General features: G+C 48.6%; 14 protein-coding genes and 1 pseudogene. 7 read left to right on the plus strand and 8 right to left on the minus strand.

Translation table 11 applies throughout. From position 1 onward, the window contains the following. Positions 1–85 precede the first annotated feature (85 nt). Positions 86–361, plus strand: a pseudogene (locus EII14_RS04680) (DUF3408 domain-containing protein); the annotation flags it as partial. 739 nt (positions 362–1100) lie between these two features. Here EII14_RS04680 and EII14_RS04690 read toward each other — a convergent pair. From EII14_RS04690 to EII14_RS04720, 6 genes are all read right to left on the minus strand, one after another. Continuing rightward, a complete protein-coding gene (locus EII14_RS04690) occupies positions 1101–2129 on the minus strand; it encodes a nucleoid-associated protein (protein WP_124931407.1) in 1029 nt (342 codons plus the stop codon). Next, positions 2129–3994, minus strand: a complete 1866-nt coding sequence (locus tag EII14_RS04695; RefSeq protein ID WP_124931408.1) for a DUF3732 domain-containing protein — start codon at positions 3992–3994, stop codon at positions 2129–2131. Before EII14_RS04695 ends, EII14_RS04690 begins: the two co-directional genes overlap by 1 nt. Further along, positions 3991–4419 carry a three component ABC system middle component gene (locus EII14_RS04700; RefSeq protein ID WP_124931409.1) on the minus strand — a complete coding sequence of 143 codons (429 nt, stop codon included), beginning with the start codon at positions 4417–4419 and terminating at the stop codon, positions 3991–3993. Before EII14_RS04700 ends, EII14_RS04695 begins: the two co-directional genes overlap by 4 nt. Before the next feature lie 2 nt (positions 4420–4421). Next, a complete protein-coding gene (locus tag EII14_RS04705) occupies positions 4422–5681 on the minus strand; it encodes a dsDNA nuclease domain-containing protein (protein WP_124931410.1) in 1260 nt (419 codons plus the stop codon). A gap of 38 nt (positions 5682–5719) precedes the next feature. Then, on the minus strand, positions 5720–5932 hold the full coding sequence (locus EII14_RS04710; RefSeq protein ID WP_199733875.1) for a helix-turn-helix transcriptional regulator: 213 nt from the start codon (positions 5930–5932) through the stop codon (positions 5720–5722). Positions 5933–6276: 344 nt separating this feature from the next. After that, positions 6277–7470, minus strand: a complete 1194-nt coding sequence (locus EII14_RS04720; protein WP_233569371.1) for a site-specific integrase — start codon at positions 7468–7470, stop codon at positions 6277–6279. A gap of 1221 nt (positions 7471–8691) precedes the next feature. Between EII14_RS04720 and EII14_RS04725 the strand changes: the two genes are divergently transcribed. Genes EII14_RS04725 through EII14_RS09305 form a run of 3 tightly spaced genes read left to right on the plus strand, consistent with a single transcriptional unit; the run spans position 8692 to position 11491 of the window. Continuing rightward, positions 8692–10041 (plus strand): DUF389 domain-containing protein, encoded by a 1350-nt coding sequence (locus tag EII14_RS04725; protein ID WP_124931412.1) that lies wholly within the window; start codon positions 8692–8694, stop codon positions 10039–10041. A 35-nt stretch (positions 10042–10076) separates the two neighbouring features. Beyond that, positions 10077–11330, plus strand: a complete 1254-nt coding sequence (locus tag EII14_RS04730; protein WP_124931413.1) for an NAD(P)/FAD-dependent oxidoreductase — start codon at positions 10077–10079, stop codon at positions 11328–11330. Beyond that, the gene (locus tag EII14_RS09305; RefSeq protein WP_158608325.1) at positions 11327–11491 is read left to right on the plus strand and encodes a hypothetical protein; all 165 of its coding nucleotides are present in this window, start codon (positions 11327–11329) and stop codon (positions 11489–11491) included. Before EII14_RS04730 ends, EII14_RS09305 begins: the two co-directional genes overlap by 4 nt. 91 nt (positions 11492–11582) lie before the next feature. Here EII14_RS09305 and pepT read toward each other — a convergent pair whose 3' ends face one another. Both pepT and EII14_RS04740 read right to left on the minus strand, forming a co-directional pair. Further along, complete coding sequence (gene pepT, locus EII14_RS04735) at positions 11583–12806, minus strand: peptidase T (protein WP_124931414.1); 1224 nt, start codon at positions 12804–12806, stop codon at positions 11583–11585. A gap of 95 nt (positions 12807–12901) precedes the next feature. Next, on the minus strand, positions 12902–16663 hold the full coding sequence (locus tag EII14_RS04740) for a glycoside hydrolase family 2 TIM barrel-domain containing protein (protein WP_233569372.1): 3762 nt from the start codon (positions 16661–16663) through the stop codon (positions 12902–12904). A 121-nt stretch (positions 16664–16784) separates the two neighbouring features. Here EII14_RS04740 and EII14_RS04745 point away from each other — a divergent pair, with 121 nt between their 5' ends. From EII14_RS04745 to EII14_RS04755, 3 genes are all read left to right on the plus strand, one after another. After that, positions 16785–19043: a beta-N-acetylglucosaminidase domain-containing protein gene (locus EII14_RS04745; protein WP_124931415.1), complete on the plus strand. Its 2259-nt coding sequence runs from the start codon at positions 16785–16787 to the stop codon at positions 19041–19043. A 1122-nt stretch (positions 19044–20165) separates the two neighbouring features. Further along, entirely contained in the window at positions 20166–20831 is a 666-nt protein-coding gene (locus EII14_RS04750; protein WP_158608326.1) for an HmuY family protein, read from the plus strand. A 127-nt stretch (positions 20832–20958) separates the two neighbouring features. Then, positions 20959–23250, plus strand: coding sequence for a TonB-dependent receptor (locus EII14_RS04755; RefSeq protein ID WP_124931417.1), 2292 nt, complete (start codon positions 20959–20961; stop codon positions 23248–23250). Positions 23251–23299: the final 49 nt, after the last annotated feature.

Genomic DNA, 23299 nt, shown 5'->3' on the forward strand with positions numbered 1-23299 from the left:
TATTCCATTATAGCATTATAAACACCTCCAAAGGTATGAAAAAGAGAGCATTATGCCCCCTTTCAGGAGTACATTTGACCATTAAGCCAAGAATTTTTCAAGAGTTTCAAGAAGAGAAAGGCGAAAGGCTGACAAAGGCGATTATGAGTCGCTTTTCATCTGTCGCAACACTTTGAAAAATCGCAAGACCATCTATATTGCCAAAGAATTGCAGGATACATTGGCGGAGATAGTCATGTCTATGAGGAATAGAGATATGACCATCGGTATCTATGTGGAGAACATCATCCTTCACCATCTTGAAACCTACAAAGATGAAATCAACAGATTGGCAGAGATAAAATTCAAGAAGCTATTGTGAGGCATTTAGCAATGGCTTTTTGTTACTTTTGAGCCGTATCAACTCGCTGTCAAAAGTAACGAACTGTTTTTCATTGGGGGGCTTTGTCCGCCCGAAGCATAAGAAAGAAAAGGAGCGATCGGCAAATCTGCCGACCGCTTTACTTCATCTGTTCTTCTTGAATGATTATTTTTGATTTTATGCGGATTCCAGAGGAGAGGGAGTTGAGTTTCAACTTTTTCTTTTTCCCTGCTTCTCGCATATCCGACATTTTCTTATGCGTTTTTCCGTCAGGTCGGTCGTTTTCGTTTCAGTGGAGTAAAAAGGTAGGGCTTAGGACAAACAAGGTTTTACGGCGAGAATACTACCTGCAATGAAATGGAAGTGTGGAGATTGTCGTCTAAACGGCTTGCCGCTCCGACCTTTTTTGTGCGTGAAAGCCCGGAACTACCTTTGCTGCTGACAACGAATAACCGATCCCGACATGATACACGGGCATAAGTGGAGGATGTGCAGGGGAGAAGCGGAGCGAAAACAAAAAACGCAGTCTTCGGAGATTGCAGTTCATCAAAAGAATGGAATACACAGAAAACAAAAACCGCCCCAACGGACGGTTCATATGATCAAATTGAATATAGTATGAGATGTTTGTTAAAAAGAAGAAATGTATAAAAAGGTTATACATTTGCATGGCATTCAGAGGCAATAGCCTTATCGTCCATACCTTGGATATGTTCGACACCTTTGGATACTATAATATTTATCCATAGTATAGTTTAATAAAATTCTTTTTCTTCTCATCATCATATCCTTGTTCAATAAAGGCAGACGCATCTAACACCTTAAGTTCAAAATCTGCTCCTATCTTTATAATGTTTGCCTTTGTTATAGCTTTTCTTTTCGTCGCATTTTGTGTGCATTTAAATATTTCTGGTATTTTTCCTGTTCTATCTTCATATTCCTTTCGACACACTGGTAATAAGGATGCTACTTCGTCATCTATTGCTAATGATGAAATCAATTCATTTGTATTAATTTCGGCACCATCCTCTTGCAACATTTGTGTAATTCTTCGAGACACCTTCGCTAATTTCAAGGATTTTTCAGGCTGTTCTTTACTTACCTTTTGTACTATAAAAGAGCAAAAGTTCGCTATGCTTTCTGTATATTGAAAATCGGTGATAATATCCTTAACATATAGGAAGTTATTCGACCAATATCTACCATCCTGACGAATAGTTGATGTTTCCACGATTGAAATCAAATAACCTTCATCTGACTTGGTGTTAAAAATCAAACAACCCTTATCCAAATGTTTTGTACTCAAGCCTAACTGCGGCTTTATTGAATATTCGCCATTCTCATAGGATACAGTTAGGAAACTATCTTTAGCTTCTGTTTTGAGAAGCATGAGCGCATCAACAGTTTCATTATTAAGGATACAACCGTCAATGTAGATTACATAAAACTCACCATTGGCTATATTAGGGTGTATGCTTTGGTTATAAAGGTGTATAGCAAGATTGTTAGATTGCTTAACTATATCATCTTTATTTTCAAATATCTTGTGTACAAATCTATAAGACAGATTTATGTCTAAAGACTCTATTGAATCGAATTGTCTAAAAACATCAAATTTGAATGTGTTTTTTACCAATGTTGAAATAAAATCAGAAGCAAATGACATATCATCTGCTTTAGAAGCAAATGCTACACCTTCTTCTTTTAACTTATTGCCTACTTTTTGTACAGTGGCTATTGTAGGGACTCCTAATTTTAAGTTTACCATTATTCGTAGATATATTTAGGAATTAAGCCTCCTTGATCAATTTTAGAGAACTTTGCTGTAGTATGGAAATACTCTAAATCCTTCCAATATGATTCATCCGCATGCTCAATTAATATCATCTGAAAACTCCTGTTTTGGTTTCCAATAATCTCTTCCATAAATTCGTTGAGCAGACGGAAAGCTTTCATAAGTTGTTTCTTATCGTCATTATTTAGCATACTCTTATCTGCATAATAAGGCATACTTGGCTGATCAATAAAAAGAAACGAACCAACCTGTTTGGACTTATGGTACATTATAGACTCATGCAACCCCAAAAAGAAACACAAATGCAGGAACATATAGTTTGATTTACTGCCGATATTTCGAACAGGATATTCTTCTCCATTTTTTAACAAAGAGATTCTTCTTTCATCATCATCATAACGCATAGTAGAATCTGGATAAGAATCCACGATGCCATTGCTTGAGTGAAAATATTTATTTATAAAGTGATTCATTTCCTCTTTTACATCATGGGGCAATAAAGAAATGTTCTTCTGCACTATCTTCAAAGATTCTATATCAGAGACCATATTTTGTTCTGTACTTGCCTGATACGTATCAACTTTCGGCTTTTTCAAATTTTTTAATTGGTATTTAAGACCTATAGCCCGTTCGAGCCATTTGGGATTTGCTATGGTTTTACGAAGATTCGTTAATTGTTTCAGTTCATACTCACATGCCTTGAGTTTTTCCTTTAATTCTTCGTGCCTTTTAGCAAAATCATGCGGTAAATTAGGCTTTACCTTTCCAGTATCCTTGATTTGTACTAATTGCTTCTCTAACAAATTAAGAAGTTCGATGGTTTCAGGAGATGTTATGACTTCATCGATATGCTTCTTTATGTAAATAATAGGACGTAAACTATCTTGAATATTTTTCCCTATGGATTTTTGCTTCTGCATTTCTGCAAATAAAGAGTTATAGATACTTAACTTGTTAATCAATTCATCCCGCTTCTTTTTAAGCGATTCCAACTTCTTTGTATCTTCATCATTCTTTATCAGCTTATTATAGGCACTTAAAGCATTATTGATGTAATGTAACATTTTATCTGCAAAGTCACGATCAAAAAAACTATCTGCAGCAACCAGATTAAGACTCAACGCATCATCATAAATTTTAGTGAGACTAGCCTTGTAATATTCTTCATCGTCTTGAGCTTTTCGATGCTTCATCTGATATTGCTCTAAATCCTTTACAGCTTTTTCAATTTTTGCTGTTATCGCCTTTGCATCATGATGTTGAATACCATTAACAAGCTCTAAAGCATAATCAAGTAAAGTATCATAACTACGATTAATAAAAAATGCCGTGTCAAAATAAGTGTTAGCTGATGATATAATATCTTCAGTTAAATAATTAAATGGCAAAAAATGCCTGAAGGACATATTGTACTTTCGATTACCAACTTTAGTTTCATGCTGAGGAACATAAAACATCCTTGTCAGAATTGTTCTCATCTCACCCACAGAGTGAGTCTGTATGTATGGCATAGGATATTCCTCTTGCTCCTTCCAATACACATCTTGCGTACCTTGTCCTGAATGAGGTGCCTTCCTCATTAGGATGTAGCTTCTTTCTTCAAGAAATATATTCATTCCATAGTATTCAACATTTTCATTGATAATATTCTCAACTATGGTGGGATTATCTGACAATAGGAGGTAATCAATAATATCAAGTATAGAAGACTTACCTGTGGAAGAATCTCCTGTAATAACATTAATTCTATTTGGTTCGAACGAGTAGGTTATCGATCTTTCTGTATTTTCTCTAAACCCCTTGAACCACAACTTTATGCTAGCAATATATAGATTCATAATTGTACATTCAATTTGTTATAAATTTCTTTGGAAGATAAGTTACAACACATATCCAATAAAACATGAGCATCTTTAATGATTCTGTCTAATCGCTTAGAATGTAAATTCTCATCAGGAAAGGAATAATCAATTAATTGCACAATATCGTCTGAGATATCGATAACCTTACTTTGCTTGAGAATTACCATAGCATTTATGAAATATGGTCCAAAAGAAGCTAATTTACGAGAAATTAATCCTTGGTTACTTATCAAACTAGAAAGTTCTTCAAAATTCTGAGACTTACGGATAATCGCACCCAACTTATTATCAATCAGTAAAGTAATCATAAGATAAGATATAGGCATATCCATTTCCCTTCTTCTGAGAAGATGAACTATACATGCCATAATTAATGCTTCATTATTGTAAACTCTGTTCATTATTACTTGAATTTATTTTTCCAATCACGATGCCAACCTATCAATGGTAAATCAGAAATTATTTCAGTTGCTGAATTTGAATAATAATAAATACATCCTTCACTTAATTGATTTCCTAAAGGAGTGTCAGATACAAAAAACAGCTTATCTCTCATATCATCAACAGTACAACATCCTGCCTGACATAATTCATCATCTGTAGACATTTGTGTAATATTGCGATGCTTTTTATTATAACAATTATCCCAAGCAGACAGAACATCATTGGTCAAATTCTTCACATCTTCACTTATCAAAGTATTATCATTACAAAGTTCATGAAAATTATTATTAAAACGTAACCAGCTTAATGTTAAACGAGATATTCTGTCTAGCTCATTTTCCTTAACGTAACATACTGAAAAAAGTTGCTTCATAAACAATAATTCACGAAAATCGCCATTAAATTCATCGATAGAACAGTCTCTAAAATGAATTGCCTTACGACCAATATCAAGTATGCTTTGATATCGTTCTGTGAAAATAGAGCCGTTATATGATACTGGGGTTCTATTAATAATATTAACTATAGAATCATCTCTTAATGATCTCATAAGATGATTATATACCCAATCAATACGATTGTGGTTTAAACCAAAGCGATTACTCATGATTCGTTTTATATCTTCTTTCAAGACATCAGAAGTTTTCGAAATAGAGATCCGAGAACAAAACTCCTTCAGATAATCCTTATTGAGCAGATCACTGATTATTTGTGAAACATTTAAGTGATTATTTACCGATTTATCAGATTTTATTTTGCTCTTTTCTGTTCTTTCAGATTCTTTTATAGTAACAAAGGCTGATTTTAAATCCTCGACCGAATGAGTATTATGAAAAGCCTCAATTGCTTCAACAAATTTATTTTTGGAGATTGCTTTGTTTGTTATCAATTGAAACTTTGTATTTTCTAAAATGTCTGGTTGTTCTTCAATAAATTTCATCCAAATGGAAATAGTTTTCCACAAATCAGTATCCCGATTGCTTAAATTAATCGTTTCTCCTTTTGGATTTTTACAGATACTATGTTTTATTTGATATAGGGTTATACCCTCCTTCGTTTGTGCATCAACATCATCACGTAATTCAAAGCTAATAGTTGCATCATCATCGTTTTCTTTTAATAGCATTAGCACAAAGTAATCCCATTGATATTCAAAGGCTACAAAAATATCTGCAGCCGAACGTTTGCTTTGTTCTTTAGATGGTGTTATTACGCTCATATGAATTCAATTACAATAATATCAATTACTATCAGTTTTTAATCTTTGTTGCCACCGTTAATAAGTTGGCGAGGGTCTATGTTCAAAAGTTCTGCAATTCTAACAAGCATATCAAGCGAGGGTTGCATCTTGTTGGAGCACCATCGCGAAACGGTTGCTTCATTTTTACCAACTTGTTCCGCTAGCCATTTTCCTGTTTTACCATTCTCAACTAACACAACTTTTAGCCTATTTATTTTTTGAAATTCCATACGCTTTGATTCGTCTTTCAATTATAACAACTTGACTTATTTTGCAAAGTTAGTGATAATATATGAAAATACCGCATTGATTCCCAGAAAAATACAGTATAGCATTTATTGTCCCAATGATTTTCGTTCGCCCGGCTCCGAAACTTTCTTTTCTGAAGTGAACAACACCTAATTTCTATCTAATGAAGGATGTGCCGGGAGAGAAACAGGGCGAGAACAAAAACGCAGTCTTCGGAGGCTGCATTTCATCAAAAGAATAGAATACACGGAAAAGAAAAAGCCGCCCCAACGGACGGCTTTACGAAAATAACTCGGAGAAAATTCTTTTTTCTCACGATATACTCTTATCTTTGCAACAAACAAAGTGGTTCTTTGAAATTGAAATGGCAAAACAAGGTAGAGTATAGAAGCTCACTGGTTTCCTTATCGTTACCTCCCTTTATTGACAAACAATATAATCTGTTGATTATTTGTTTTTTATAAAATTCTCTATGCTTTCCAACGTGCCACGTAATCTCTTTTTCGATACCGCAGAATCCGATGATTTTCTTGATGTTTTTGCAAGCGGTCATATACGTCGGAACGGGCAGAAGCAGGTTGTCATTTGCCATACCATCGTATTTCTCGATAATCTGCTTCGGAATATCCAAAAGCATGATGTTGGATTCCACGCCCGTCTTTTGTCGCTTGGTCATAATCCAGAGTTTACCGTCAAAGGAAGTCTGAAGGTTGTCTTTGGTCAGGTTCTTCATATCGGTAAAGGACAACCCCGTAAAACAGCAGAAAACGTACAAATCCCGAACTAACTCCATTGATTTACGCCTGAACTTCAAATCCAACAGCCTGCGGATTTCATCCTTGGTCAGATAGTCCCTGTCGGTACTCTCGGCGGATATACTGTAATCTACGAACGGGTCACGGACTATCCAGCCGTGATTCTGGGCAATGGTAATCATACGGCGCAGGGGCATCATGTAAATCCATACCGTATTGTTACAGCATTTCTTTTCGGTGCGCAGGAAGATGTCAAAGTCGGTAATGAAAGCCGGAGTGAGTTCTTTCAAAGCAATGTCACTGACACGGTAACGGTTCTTGATGAACTCCTCCAAATGCTTATAGACCGTGCAATACTTGTGGTAGGTGGATGGGCATCGCAAGCCTGCATCGACCTGTTTGAAAAAGTCCTCATTGTGCTGGGCAAAGACTTTCAGCAGGGTTTCGTGCCGCATCTCCAAACCCAAGAAAGCGTTCTTCACTTTCTCGGCAGTGACATAGTTATCCCGCTCGGCTATCTCCTTGTATTTGGCATTGATGCCGACACGTATCTTGTCCAAGAAACGGTTGGTTTCCAAGGCCACGGTACTTTTGCCCGAAGCGCGGTTGCTCTTGATGTCCCACAAGTCGGGATGAATGTCGCATTTGCAACTGAACTGGGCTATCGTACCGTCAATGGTGATACGGCACATCACGGGAACGGAACCGTTCTTCTTGGGGGCGTTCTTTTTGAGGTAGAACAGAACCTTAAACGTACTACGCATAACTCTGACTTTTTACGGTTTACAAAACTATTCATTGTCAGGTTATTTGTTGCTATGCAAAACATTGTCGTGCAATGGTAAAGAAACAATTCGCAATTTATTTGCCTATTTCTTTTCATCGACGTACCTTTGCAGGAGGTAATCCCCGAAGTTCAGGTCGGATTTTGCACTGTTCGTTACCGCTTTTCCCAATCCTCACTTGCAAAGGAGCTGGTAATGTTTTGGTAACGTTGCTCTGTCCGAAGTTGGTATAACCCCGTCTTTTCGAGGTTTTGCGTCGAAAGGCTCAAAAAACAGAACCGACTGACTCACAAATCATTCACGCTATTTCGCCTTTTCTTGAACCTTGGGGATAGATTTTTCAATAAAAAAATAAAAAGTGTAACCTTCGTTCTATCGACAAAAGGAGATGACGGGAGCGAATGGGAAGAAAGCTTCACGGCATGGGAGCTAAAAAAAACGGGCTCTGAGGTAGGCATTTCTACCTCTGAGGCCGTGAACGCGGCGACCGTCGGAGCGGGAAAAGCCATGCCTCCTCGCGCGCACGCGCGTATACCTTGTTATTGCATTTTGCCTTCACTGCCTTCGCAAAAAGAGATAACGATCTGTAAGTCAAAATGATATTGGCGAAGGCAAGTGAAGGCAAAACGAAAATGGGTTTTGCAATCGACTGAAATACACGCTGTTGTGGCGCATTTTTGCCTTCACCGCCCCCGAAAGGGGCAGTTTTCGCGCGGAAGAGGCGGAAGGAGGTGAAGGCAAAAGGGATTTTTGCCTTCACCGTAGAAGTATTGATTTTCAATAAGTTGAAATCTCCGAAGAACGTTTGCCTTCACTTGCCTTCGCAAGAAACGCGCTGACAATCAAAGAGAAAAGGCCTTTTGCGAAGGCAAAACGGCAAAAACAAAAAAACAGGGTGGAAAAACGCCCGAAAGAGGCGGTTTCATCGGAGAGGGGGAGAGAGCGGCAGAGGAGGGAGCGACACACAAGGGCGACGGCGACGCGAAACGAAGGGCACGTGTCGAAAGCCCGGAGCGGCAGGAGGGCTGCGCGAACCGACCACGCTTTCGGAGGTTGCTGCCCGCAGCGCGACAAAACAAGGGGGAGGTCTGTTTTTTAGGGCGAAGAAACGAGGAGGGCTTCGCGGTTTTTCGTATCTTTGGAGGCGAAAACGGCGTTTTTTCGTCTCGCCACCTCACATCAATTCCAAAAACACGCATCATGTCTCAAAATTTCAGTGCCATTTTTCGCATCGTCAAAGGCTACTTCAACGTCATGCACGAAAAAGAAGACGAGCAAGCCATCATCGACAATATCCGCGCCGGCATCAATTTTCGCGGTGCCAACTCGTGGGTGCTTATTTTTGCCATTTTTATCGCTTCGCTCGGTCTGAACGTCAATTCCACGGCGGTGATCATCGGTGCGATGCTGATTTCTCCGCTAATGGGGCCGATCATCGGCATCGGGCTATCGGTGGGGATCAACGACCTCGAACTGCTCAAACACTCCTATCGCAACCTCGGCGCGGCCACGATCATCAGTGTGCTCACGGCCACGCTCTACTTCCTGATCACTCCGCTCGACGAGGCGCAATCCGAACTCCTCGCCCGCACCTCGCCCACGATCTACGACGTGCTGATTGCACTGTGTGGCGGGGCGGCCGGCTTTTTGGCCATGGCCACCAAGGCCAAAGGGAGCAACGTCATTCCCGGCGTGGCAATCGCCACGGCACTGATGCCGCCGCTCTGCACCGCGGGCTACGGTCTGGCCATGGGCAACTGGGCGTATTTTCTGGGAGCGTTCTACCTCTTTTTTATCAACACCGTGTTCATTTGTCTGGCCACGATCGTGGGGGTGAGAATGATGAATTTCAGCTATCGGCAGGCCATCGACACGGAGCGGTTCAAAAAGGTGCGTAAATACATTATTGCCATTGTCATCGTGACGATGGTGCCGGCGGTTTATTTCACCTCCGGCATCGTGCGCGACAGCTTCCGCAACAACAACGTGCGCAAATTCGTCAATGCCGAACTGGCGGGAACGGGCACACACATTCTTTCGACCTCTCTCGACACGCGCGAACGTGTGCTCAACGTCGTGGCCGTGGGGCGCGAAATCACCTCGGCGGCACAGCGCGCGGCCGAAGAGCGGCTCGAACGCTACAACCTCAAAGGCTATCGACTGCTCCTCATTCAGGGAACGCAGTCGGACAGTTTGCTGACGCAAAAGACACAAATCGGAACGCCCACCCTCTCGACCGACAAAAAACACATTGCCGAACAGGCCGCGCGAATCCGACAGCTCGAAGCGCGCCTCGAACCCTTTGAACGCCACCAGAACCTCTCGGGCGAAGTGGCTTTGGAACTGCAACCGCTCTTCCCTTCCGTGGCCTCGCTGGCCTTGATGCCCATGACCGAAGCACGCACCGACACGGCCGTACAAAAAACACAAACCGTGGCCATCGTGCGCCTCGCTCCAAACCAAACGCTCTCAACGACGGAGCGCGAACGCTTGAAAAAATGGCTCGCCACGCGCACAAAAGGCAAAGACATACGTCTCATTTTACAATAAAAAACCACTTCGTTCTTCTCGCTCCGACACACGACATGAACATTGCCATTGTCGGCGGCGGTGCCGCCGGTTTCTTTCTTGCCATTCGCGTCAAAGAGCTTTTGCCCTCGGCGCGCGTCATCGTCTTCGAACGAAGCGGCGGCGTTTTGTCGAAAGTGCGCATCAGCGGCGGCGGACGGTGCAACCTGACCCACTCGTTTGCCCACGTCAGCGACCTCTCGCAGGTCTATCCGCGCGGTGCGCGCCTGCTCAAACGCCTTTTTCGCAGTTTTGACCACCGCGCGGCCTATGCGTGGTTTGAAGCTCATGGGGTGCCGCTCGTCACGCAAGAGGACGGGTGCGTTTTTCCCCGATCGCAAAGCTCGGAGAGCGTCATCTTTTGCCTCACGCACCATGCCCGAATGCTGGGCGTGGAGGTGTGTACGGGGGTGAAGGTGAAGGAGGTGTTTCGCAGCGGAAACGGTTTCCGCCTCGACACCTTGTCGGCCGACTGCCCCGCGGCATCGGAGACTTTCGACGCCGTCGCCCTCACCACGGGCGGAGCTCCACGGGGCGAAGGACACGACTTTCTCGCCCGTCTCGGCCATGAGATCGAACCGCCCTGCCCCTCTCTCTTCACGTTCAACATTGACCACAAGCCGCTCACCGCGCTGACAGGCATCGTCGCGGAAAAGGCACAGACGGCATTTGCAGGCACCAAATTTCGCACCGATGGGGCACTGCTCATCACCCATTGGGGCGTGAGCGGACCGGCCGTGCTCAAACTCTCCGCACACGCCGCGCGCTACCTTTGCGAACACAACTATCGCGCACCGCTGCTGATTTCGTGGAGCGGCACGAACAACGCCGAAAACGTTGCCGCCGAACTGGCCGCCCTGCAACGGTCGGCCGGCAGCCGCCTTGTGGGGAACGTGCGCCCGGAATATCTGCAAACGCGCCTGTGGCACTACCTGCTCTCGCGCGCCGAACTCTCGCCCGAAAAGCGATGGAGCGAAGTGGGGCGCAAGAGCCTCAACCGACTGGCCAACGTGCTCACGGCCGACACCTATGCCATGGTCGGGCGCGGCACGTATAAGGACGAATTTGTCACCTGCGGCGGCGTGAGCCTTTCGTCGGTCGATGCCTCGACGTTGGAAAGCCGTTCGGTGCCGGGATTGTTCTTTGCCGGCGAGATATTGGACATCGACGGCGTCACGGGAGGCTTCAATCTCACGGCGGCTTGGACAACCGCACATACCGCCGCCGAGGGCATCGCCCGACGCCTTTCCGCCCCGAACGACGGCCGATGACAGCCGAACTTATTGACCGCCCAAACGGTTTGGAAGCGACCGTAAACCCACACATCTGCCCCAACACCGAATGTGAAGAGACGGCTATCCGTATCGGCCGACGCGACACAACCGGCCGCCCCACATTTTGCGAACGACAAAACCCACATCCGACAGCTTGACTGCGAATGTGGGTTTTGTCGCGATTTGACGATTTGACGCAGTGCGCAAAACCGCCGACGCAACGCGCGAGAGGGCTCGACACCGAAGGCATCAACGCCGGGCGGTGAGCCGCACGATGTGTACGATGACTTCGGAGGCTTTCTCCAAATTGGGGATAGGGAGAAATTCGTGAGCACCGTGGAAGTTGAGGCCGCCGGCAAAGATATTGGGGCAAGGCAACCCCATGAAAGAGAGCTGTGCGCCGTCGGTGCCGCCGCGAATGGGTTTGACAATCGGACGGATGCCGACCTCCTCCATGGCCTGACGGGCAATATCGACGATGTGCATCATCGGCTCCACCTTTTCGCGCATGTTGCGGTATTGATCGGTGAGGGTCAGCCGAAGCGTTTCGGCACCATATTTGATGTTCATGCCCTGCACCAAACCTCTGAGCATGGCCTTTCGGTCTTCAAAACGTTGGCGGTCGTGGTCGCGAATGATGTAGCTGACGGTGGCACGCTCCACCCCGCCCTCAATGCCGGTGAGGTGGAAGAAGCCTTCGTAGCCCTCGGTTTCTTCGGGCACTTCCTGCTGCGGCATCTTTTGCACCAATTCGGTGGCCACGCGGGCGGCATTGATCATTTTATCTTTGGCATAGCCGGGATGAACACTCACACCGGTGATTTCGATTTTGGCGGAGGCGGCGTTGAAATTCTCGTATTCGAGTTCTCCACGCTCGCTGCCGTCCATGGTGTATGCCCATTCGCAGCCGAATTTTTCGACATCAAACTTGTGTGCCCCAAGGCCGATCTCTTCGTCGGGATTGAAGCCGACACGCACCTTTCCGTGAGGTATTTCGGGATGCGCGATGAGATATTCCATGGCCGTGACGATCTCGGCGATGCCGGCCTTGTCGTCGGCACCGAGCAAGGTGTGTCCGTCGGTGACGATGATGTCTTCGCCGACATGGTCGAGGAGTTCGGGAAACTTGGCCACTGTGCTCACGATGCCGGTTTGGGCGTCGAGCACGATGTCGGTGCCGTCGTAATTGCGCACGATGCGGGGTTTCACACCGGCACCCGATGCGTCGGGGCTGGTGTCGATGTGGGCTATGAAACCAATCGTGGGCACGGGGTTATCGACATTGGCGGGCAAGGTGGCATAGACGTAGCCATGAGCATCCATTTCGACTTCGCTCATGCCGATGGATCGGAGTTCTTCGACAAGATATTCGGCCAAACGAAACTGCTTTTCGGTACTGGGGGTCGTGCCGGTGCTGTCGTCGCTTTGGGTGTCGAAACTGACATATTTAAGAAAACGTTCTACAATGGTCATAAAGGAAAAAAGATTTTCTGAAAAATTAGAGAGATAGAGAAACGATCGGCGCAAGGATGAGGACAACGCGCCGACCGTTTAGATTAGAAAATGCTCTACTTCACCCACGTTTTGCGCCCATCGATCACATAAATTCCGCTGTGGCGAGGAGTATCGACACGACGGCCGGTGAGATCGAAGACGACGGAAGACGAGGGTGCGGAAGACTGCGGAAGACGAGGAGCCGACGTGGCGACATCTTTCACGGGAGAGAAGCGCAAAATGTAGGAGTACTCGCCTTCGGAGGGACAGCGATACTGCTCTATGGTGCGGACGTTGCCACACGAACCGTTGCCGACGCCTCTCTGATAGTAGTCGAAATGAACGTGAACACCGGCCGAGGGGGTGAGATCGTAGGGGTGAAGCACCGTCTTTTTGAATTGTCGGTCGGCGTAGTGGAGGGCGGAGAAAGACACCTGCCCTTGGGTTTCCACCTTCCAACCGTTGCCGTTGGCATCGAAGAGGGTCAGCTCTCTCAAATCCTCACGTCCGCCACAGGTTTGGGGGTGGGCATAGGGCGTGAACATTTCGGCAACGGTCGTTTCGTAGCGTCCGAGACGGCTGCCGGTCTTGCGATCCACATAGTTCTCCCAAGGGCCTCTGGCATAGTAGTGTAGGTTGGTCAGCGGTTGCGCGAAATACATGCCGATACCCAAACGAAGCAGATTTTTGGCCGTAGGGGAAAACTCGGCTTTGAGGTCTACGGTTTCGTCGGCATAAATGGTGTAGATAAGTTTTGTCTGTACGACCGAGCCGTAGATAATGTCGATGACTTGTGCGCTTTTTCCGTCGTCGGCAAGCGAGTAGGTCACATTGTGGAAGAGCGATCCGATTTCGGGTCTGAGATTGACATCGTTTTCGATCCAGCGGAAATTGTCGTAGGTCGGTACGCCCATTCCTTTGCACACGGCGGTGCCGTCGAGTTGCCAAAACTGCATGCCCTGCATCTTATTGAACATCAAAACCTGCCGGGGAGTGATGACGGAGAAATCGTTGCCGTCGGTTTCCACCTTGACCGTTCCTGCCGCGACGGTCACGGGCGAAAGTTCGGCACGCTCGTGCAAGATCGTTTCAAACGCGGCAACGGCATGTCCGGCTTCCGCCCAAGCGGTGGGTGCGGTGAGCACGACATCGGCTTGCAGCGTGATTTCCTTGTCTCCCGCCAAAGGCGTGGTGAAAGGTATGGTGAGCGTGGCATACTGCCGAGTGGGAGTGGCGGGAAGAGCAATCGTGCCGCGCTCGGCCACACGGCCGTCTATCAGCACGCGCCAGTTGAGCGCGAAAGCATCGAGGGTGGTAAAATTGTAGCGATTCATCAGTTTGAGCTGACGCTTTTCGGCATCGTATCGGGTGAACTTGACACTCTGATACACCTGCTTCACCTCATTGAGCTTTGCACTCCACGAACGCGAGGCGGTGATGATGCCGTTGCTCATGAAGTTGCCTTGGTGAGGACCCGGATAATCGTAGCCCGAACGGAAACGATGGAAACCGGTAGAGGGATCGACAAGATTTTTGTTTTTGATGTCTTGTGCGTCGTAAATACCCTGATCGACCCAGTCCCAAATGCAGCCACCGATGCCGCGAGAGGATTCGCTCGTCCACGTGCCGGAGGCATTGGGTTTTCCCTCGATGATGTCCCAGTATTCTTGGAGGTTACCAATGGCATTGCCCATGGCATGGGCATATTCGCAAATGAAATAGGGGCCATAATTGTTGTACCGGCAACGCTCCTTCACTTCTTCGAGCGTGGGGTACATGTCGGAGTGCATGTCCGACGAGGCGGCCACATTGTGTCGCGATGCGCCTTCGTAGTGAATGGGTCGGGGATCGAGTCCTCGCACGGCATGGTAGGCTTCGGTGAAATTGCGTCCGGCGTGGCTCTCGTTGCCCAAGCTCCAAAAGATAACGGAGGGGAAGTTGCGATCGCGCAAAACCATGGTTCGGTTGCGGTAGACGATAGGGGCACCCCAACTCTCTTTGTCGGAAATGCCGCCGCCGTTTCGGTGATCCTCCCAGTTTTTGTGGCATTCGACGTCGGCCTCATCCATCACATACAGTCCGTAGTAGTCGAACATGGCGTTCATTTTAGCCTGTCGCGGATAGTGTGAGGTGCGCACCGTATTGACGTTGGCCTGTTTCATCATGACAATGTCTTTGAGCATGGTGGACACATCGATGGAGCGACCGTGTACGGGGTGAATGTCTTGCGTATTGACACCGCGGAAAAACACGCGCTGCCCGTTGATGTAGTAAACATTGCCGCGTTGCTCGATGTTTCGGAAACCGTATTTGGTGCTGAACGCCAAAGTTTCGGGAGCATCGGCCGACGGACGCTGAAACACTTCGATCGTGTACAACACCGGCGACTCGGCACTCCACAGACGAAGATCGGTCATGGGGAAAGAGAAATTCAGTTTTCCCTCCTTTTCTCCTTCGGCAAAACTCTTGCTCAATTCGGCTTTTTGCAGTTCTTCTCCCTCCGGCGAAAGCACACGTATGCCATAAACTCCGTCGACCGCTTTTGCGTCGCGGTTGTCGATGTCGAACTCCACTTTCAGCTCTCCGGAACGATATCCGGTCGCACGATTGAGTTCGGCGGTGATATAGTGATCGCGCACGAAAGTGCGAGGTACGCTGACCAAATACACATCGCGGTGAATACCGCTGAAATGCCACATATCCTGCCCTTCGATGTAGGAAGCATCCGTCCAACGGATGACTTGCACGCTGACATTGTTTTCGCCTTCTCTCACATAGGGGGTGATGTCAAATTCCACATCGTTGTTGCCCGGCTCGGTATATCCCACGCTCCGACCATTGACCCACACGTAAGCTCCTGCCGAGAGTCCATCGAAATGGAGCAGCGTGCGTTCGTTACACCACGCTGAGGATAAAGTGAAATTGCGACGATAGTTGGCTACGGAGTTCCAAAGTCCGCTTTTCATCTGAATATAGGGCGGTGCATCGGCAAAGGCATAATCGACGTTGATGTAGTGTGGCACGCCGTAGCCTTTCATTTCCAGACACGAAGGCACGGTGATGGTGTCCATCGCCGAAGTATCGTATTGGTCTGCGGAAAAGGCCGAGTCGAGTTGCGCCACGTCTTTTGTCCATTGCAGTTTCCACAAGCCGTTGAGCGATAATATTCTGCTGGAATTTGGTGTCTGCCACGGATGCTCATACCGCTGTTTGTCGGCGCGCATCTCCTCGGTCGATCCATAGGGGATTTGCCAAGCATGCCCCGGTTCGACATTGACGGCAAACACCTTTTCATCCTGCCAAGCAACAGACGGAATAGACGGCTGGTTGGCCGCCGTCAGCGTCCAGTGTGCGGCGTCGCTTTCGCGATCGGTCAGCACGAGGCGCGAGTAAGCGTCGATTTTGAGAAACTTTCGAGTGTATTTGTTCGATGCGGAAGAGAGGACATACCCCTTTTTCCCATTCAGCGTCTTTTCCGTGAATTGCACCCATTGGTTGTCGTTATTGTTATCGGTCGTCCACTGCACGGGATGCAATGCAACATTCTGCAATACCAAGTCCACCGACTTTCCCACCGCTTGGTTTTCGATCGTGAAAACCTGTTCTTCAATATTTTTGGCATTGAGTTTCCATACTTGTCCAAAATCTCCGAACTTATAAGACTCCACGTAAATCGGTGCATTGTTTTGGAAGTTTTGCCTATTGCTCAACACTTTGCCACTTTGCGTATGGAAAAGCACAAAAGTTTTTCCCACGAGATCGGCAACACCTTCGGCCGTTGCAAACAGCGGGAAAAACAACAGGAAGAGAAGCGCCTCCAACAATCGATGCTTCATAGAATAATAAGATTAAAAGTTAGTTTTTGCAGATATTCTGCCTACAAAAATAGTCTTTTTTTTTGGTTTTTCAAGCGTATTGGCGTATTTTTGCGCTCATCTCTACAAAACGGAAGATCACATGAAAAAAATGTTTTTTGCTTCGAGCCTTTTCGCGCTCATGACCTTGGGAGTTTCGGGTCAGGTTTCAAACGTCAATCCCACCCCTCAATCCGTCTCTTCTGCGGGCACTTTTTTTGATGCACCTCTCCGCTGGCGTGTTGGTTTTGCACGCCGTTTGCTCTCGCCCTCCATCGAATCGGTACTGGCCGAAATGTCTCCAAAGACCGATCCGAAAGCCGATTTCCACCTCACCATAGGCGTGTCGGGCGACAAAAACATTTCCAAATACCGTAAACTCATCCCCAATCGCAAAGAAGCCTACTATCTGGCCGTCGGCCCGAAGGGAGCCGTGGTGGCCGGACGCGACGAACGCGGCCTTTACTACGGCCTCCAAACACTCCGCGGAATGATGACCGACGGCAAACTCGAAACCTGCACGCTCCAAGACTGGCCGGACGTGCCCTTTCGCGGTGCCATTGAGGGTTTCTACGGACAGCCGTGGAGCCACGAGCACCGGCTTCGTCAACTCGACTTCTACGGTCGCAACAAGATGAACGTCTACATCTACGGCCCCAAAGACGATCCCTATCACCGCGACCGATGGCGGCAGCCTTATCCCGAAAAGGAAGCTCGCCAAATCCAAGAGCTCAACGAACGTGCCAAACTGCGCAGCGTCAATTTCTATTGGGCGATCCACCCCGGAGTCGACATTAAGTGGAACGAGGAAGACCGCGTCAATCTCGTCAATAAACTCGAAAAGATGTATGCCCTCGGCATTCGCTCCTTTGCCGTCTTCTTCGACGACATTTGGGGGGAAGGAGCCAAAGGCGAAAACCAAGCCGCATTGCTCAATCACATCGACGAGGTGTTTGTCAAAAAACACGGCGACATCGCTCCCCTTCTCCTCTGCCCCACCGAATACAACCGCTCGTGGAGCAAAGACGACAGCCCCTATCTCGCCGCTTTGGGCAACGGCCTCAACCCCGGCATCGAAGTGATGTGGACAGGCAACACCGTCGTACACACCATCAACAAAGAGGGCATGGAATGGATCAACCGACGCATCAAGCGCAAAGGCTACATTTGGTTTAACTTCCCCGTAAACGACTTCGTGCGCGACCACCTCCTCCTCGGCCCCACCTACGGCAACGACCTCGACATCGCCGGCGATCTGAGCGGCTTCGTGTCCAACCCGATGCAATATGCCGAAAGCTCCAAAATCGCACTTTACAGCATCGCCGACTACACTTGGAACATGAAACGCTACGACTGGGAGCGTTCGTGGCACCGAGCCATTGCCGACCTGCTCCCCTCCGACTCCGTTGCGCTCAAAACCTTTGCCGCCTACAACGAAGACCTCGGCCCGAACGGCCACCGATTCCGTCGCGACGAAAGCCGACACCTCAAACCCCTCCTCGAACGCATCGACAAGCTCATTGCCGGACAACCCGACGCCAAAGCCCTTGCCGCCTTGGGCGAAGAGTGCGACCGTTTGGAAGAAGCCTGCGACCTGCTCTTGGTGAACAACGAAAACCCGTGGCTCATCAACGAAATACGCCCATGGCTCGTGCAAGGCAAACTGATTGCACAATACGGCCGACTGGTTTGCAACGCCGCACAGCCTCTTGCCGTCCAAGCCCCCTCTGCCGATGAAGACCGCGACGCCCAACGCCTGCGTTTCGAGCGCGCCCACCGACAGGCACGCGCCCTGCGCCGGCAGATGTATGAGAACGAAGTGGATCAACGACAACTACATGTCTACCAAACCGGCACCAAGCTCGCCACCCTCCGCCTCATGCCGGCTCTCGACCGCCTTTTTGCCAAAGTCACCGAGCAGCACAACGCAGCTTTCGCCACCAACTTCGAGCCGATTTCGGCCTATATGCCTTTCACGCTCACAGCCACCGTCGAACAGCTCGCCAACCAGCCTCTCACGATGCACGACTACGGTAAGCAAATCAAAATCACTCCCTCACACGAAGTCATCAAGTGGGCACCCGGCACACAACTGTCCGTGAAATCCGACCGTCCCTTTGTATTCACCGGATTGGACTTCAACTTCGGCGTACAAGGCATTGCCAACAAGTTCAAGCTCGAATGCCAACTCGAAGACGGCACGTGGAAAGAGATCTCTCTGCTCCACAAGAAAAAAGACGACCTCGTCGTTCACACCGGCAACGAATTGGGCGGTCTGAAAGCCACCGCCTTCCGCCTGACCAACATTGCCGGCGAGGAAGTGCAGTGCTACCTGCGCCACTTCAAGTTCTCGAAACAATAAACCACGCCTTGCATTTCAACAACAGACACGGCAAAGTCGGAGCCTTCTCCGCACTTTGCCGTGTCTGTCGGTTTATGTTTTCTCCTTCACCGCAAACGCCACGCAGCTCTCCCCATTCGTTCTTCCGGCCGTCGAGCCGTCGCCCCTCCTCGATGAAACCGCCCTTTTCGGGCGTTTCCCCACCCGTTTTTTTTGTTTTTGCCGTTTTGCCTTCGCAAAAGGACTTTTCTCTTTGATTGTCAGCGCGTTTCTTGCGAAGGCAAGTGAAGGCAAAACGAAAATGGGTTTTGCAACTTGTTGAAAATCACAGCTACTACGGTGAAGGCAAAAATCCCGTTTGCCTTCACCTCCTTCCGCCTCTTCCGCTCGAAAACTGCCCCTTTCGGGGGCGGTGAAGGCAAAAAATCGCCGCAATGACGTGAATTTCAGCCGATTGCAAAACCCATTTTCGTTTTGCCTTCACTTGCCTTCGCCAATATCGTTTTGATTTACAGATCATTGTCTCTTCTTGCGAAGGCAGTGAAAGCAAAATGCAATAACAAGGTATGCGCGCGTGCGCGCGAAGAAGCATGGTCTTTCCCACTCCGACGGTCGCCGCGCTCACGGGCTCAGAGGTAGGCATTTCTACCTCAGAGGCCGTTTTTTTTAGCTCCCATGCCGTGACGCATTCCTCTCGTTCGCTCCCGTCGTCAGCTTTTGCCGACGGGGGCGGACTACGCTGCCTTTCATGTTTTCTTTGAAAAACGGAGCGACAGTTTTTCATCATCTCCCACTCAAAACGGCCAACAAACTTGCAAAACGGAGAGAAAGAGCGCGACAGACGGTGAAGAGGAACAAGGGAAACTCCGAAATCGCCGTGAGACTCGCCGTTCTCTGCGATAATCGGAACGCGGAGAAATGGTATGGACGAAAAAACGAGTAACTATTTTTGGGTATTTTCACTCAAAGGGGGTGAGCAAAAAGAAGTGTCACGTCGCTTTCCGGGGAGAAAAATCATCTTATCAGGCGATTGTGCAGTTTGAACGAAACCAATAATTTTGCACTCGGTTTTCGACTTGTCTGCACATGGGCAAAAACAGGCGGAAAGCATATGTTTCATTTTTCAAATCAAATCATCTTCTTATGAAATTTTATTCTTATCTCCTCGTCGGTCTTTTGACACTCGGTTTCACGGCTTGCGACAATTCTGACAATGCAGAACCGGTGTTCACCGAAAAAACGGTAGAACTCAAAAGCATTGATGCTTCCAATTACAGCAACTGGGTGTATGTCAATCTCGAAACGGGAGAACAAGAAACGCATCGCGACTTCACGCCTTGGTTCTACATCGATCCCACTACGAAAGAACGCAAGGAAATTGCCGCCCAAGGTTCGCCGGCCGATGTGAAAATCAAATGGCATGTGGCTTTCCGTCGCGAACTTGTCAAGACCAACGGCGGATCGGCCATTGCCACTCAGTCTACTTCGCTTGATGAGGTGGACGTGAAGAAAGTGCAGGGCAACTTCATGGCCGACGCCGTGGAAACCAAAAAGCCGCTCATGATCGACATGACGCAAATGATGAAAGGCATCGTGATGTTCTCGCAAGAAGACATGCGCAACCCCGTGCTCACGGGCTGGATCGTGAAAAAAGGACGCCCCATGGTCGATCTGACTTACACGCCCACAAACCTCGTTTACGTGCTTCGCACGAAAGACAACCAACTGTTCAAACTGCAAATCACAGACTTCACCAACGCCAAGGGCGACAAGGGATATATCACCTTAAAGGCCGTGAGGGTCAAATAAATGATACGATGCAATTCGTGAAAACGGCATTCAGACAGATTGCTCCCAACCGGGTGCAATCTGTCTGTTGCTAATCGTTTCTTGGAATGGGTTTTGAAATTTGCCCCTTCCCCAATTTTCTCGATATATGTACACAGCTTCTTACGAAGAGAACGGATGCTTCTTTTCATCGCATTTTCAGTTGCGCCGGTTCGATCTGTTGCTTTCGTCGTGCCTGCTGGCCTTTCTCATGGCGTGGTTTCCGGCAGAGGTGCGTGCCGCCGATGAAGCAGAGCCCGACCGCTACGTGGTGCGCGGTGTGGTGCACGACGAGCGCAACCAACCCATGATTGGTGCACTGGTGGCCATTGTCGGCACCCATGCCGTGGCCGAAACCGACCATCGCGGGGAGTTCAGATTGAGTCTGAGAGAAAGCGGCAAACGTCGGCTCAAAGTGAGCTACGTCGGCTACACTCCGCAAACGATCGACATCAACGTCGGATCCGGAAAGGAGATTTCCGTCGGCCTTATTCCCTCTTTGCAGGAGATTGGAGAGGCCGTCGTGACGGGGGCACGCACCGAGCGACCGCTCAAAGACATGCCCGTCATCACCCGCGTCATCTCGCGTGCGGAAATCGACCGCGTCAATCCGCTCGACATGCAGGGTTTGTTGCAATATACCCTGCCGGGCATACAGTTTCGCTACAATTCGATGAGCCAGACCTCGACCATGACCTATCAGGGCATGAACAGCAAAATGGTGGTGTTTCTCATCGACGGCGAGCGCATCAGCGGAGAAAGCAGCGACCACAACATCGACTACAACCGAATCAACATCGACGAGATTGAACGCATCGAAGTGGTGCGCGGAGCGGCATCGACCCTCTATGACAGCAATGCGCAGGGCGGTGTGATCAACATCATCACCAAAAAAGCCACGCGCCCCATCACTCTCAACATCAACACCAGATATGCCGGAAGCAATGGCGAGAAATATGGCATTTCCTTCGGCATGAAGAGAGATCGTTGGGACACGCGCACCACAATAGGGCATCGCCATCGCAAAACATTCTATGCCCGAGACGATCGCCCGTACAGCTACGAGAAAATTGCCGAAGACGGAACCGTCACCTATGAAACGGACTCCGCGCTGATGGTCGTGCCGCTCTACGGCTACAACGTGTGGGACGCGTCGCAACGATTCACCTATCACTTCAACGACCGCCTCTCGGCCGAACTGAAAGCCGGCTACTACAACAACGTGCGCCCGCAGCGGCCGGGACGAAAAAACTATGAGCGATACGAAGATCTCACGCTGAGCGGACGGGTGAAATATCTCTTTCGCTCCGACCGCCTGCTCGACTTCTCGTTCATTGCCGACAGCTACGCGAAACGCGACATCTATCCGGCCATTCCGCTCACCGAAACACCCTATCGCAACAGACAGCAGACGGCACGCCTGAACTACACCGGCACCTTCGGCACGCACACCCTCAGCTTGGGAGGAGAGATCAGACACGAACACCTCAAACACTACATGCTCAAAGACGGCGGTTCGGAAACGGCCTACATCGGTTCGGTCTACGTGCAGGAGGATTGGAAAGTGTGCCCCTTCCTTCAATTAGTGGCCGGCGTGCGAGCCGACAAAGCGCAGGACTATGCGCCGCATCTCACGCCGAAAGTATCGCTGCTCTATCGGCCGGTGCAAGGCGTCACACTCCGCACCAACTACTCTCACGGCTATCGACCGCCCACGTTGAAAGAGAGGTTTCAAGAGTTCAACATGGCCAACATCATGTATATCCTCGGCAATCCCGACCTCCGTCCCGAAACGAGCCGGCAGCTCTCCGGTTCGCTCGAACTCGAACACGGCAGAACTCATTTCACCCTCTCGGCCTACCACAACCGCTACCACAACTACATCGGCTATGCCTACAAAGGCAGCGATGCCCTGCAATACATCAACACCGACGACCGCAAGACCACGGGAGTGGAAATCTCGTTGCGTCATCGCCCGGTGAAAGAGATGCTCCTGATGGCGACCTACAATTTCGTCAATGACTACAACGAGCGCAACGGTCGCAACGTCTCCACCATTCGCCCCCATGCCGTCACCTTTTGCGCCTCTTATCGTCGGAAGATCAACAAAGACATCGTTGGCAACGTGGCCTTCAACGGACATTGGGGAGCGCGGTTTGCCACCTACTACTACGACAGCAGCAAAAAGATCTACGAAAAATCCACCTACGACGGACGCACGCACTGCTCCTTGCAGTGCAGTGCACAGATGCCGCGACGCGGCCTCACGCTCGGCTTCATGATCGACAACCTCTTCGACTATCGCGACAAGGCCACCACGGCTCTGGTGCAGTTGCCCGACGCCGGCCGCTCCTTTGTGCTGACACTAAAAATCGGCATTGCCGAACTGCTCGACTGGTAGTGCAGCCGGATCCGTCACGTTTCATTGCATCTACATTTTTCGAATCATA

This window comes from Alloprevotella sp. OH1205_COT-284, from assembly GCF_003859795.1.
Lineage (GTDB): Bacteria > Bacteroidota > Bacteroidia > Bacteroidales > Bacteroidaceae > Alloprevotella.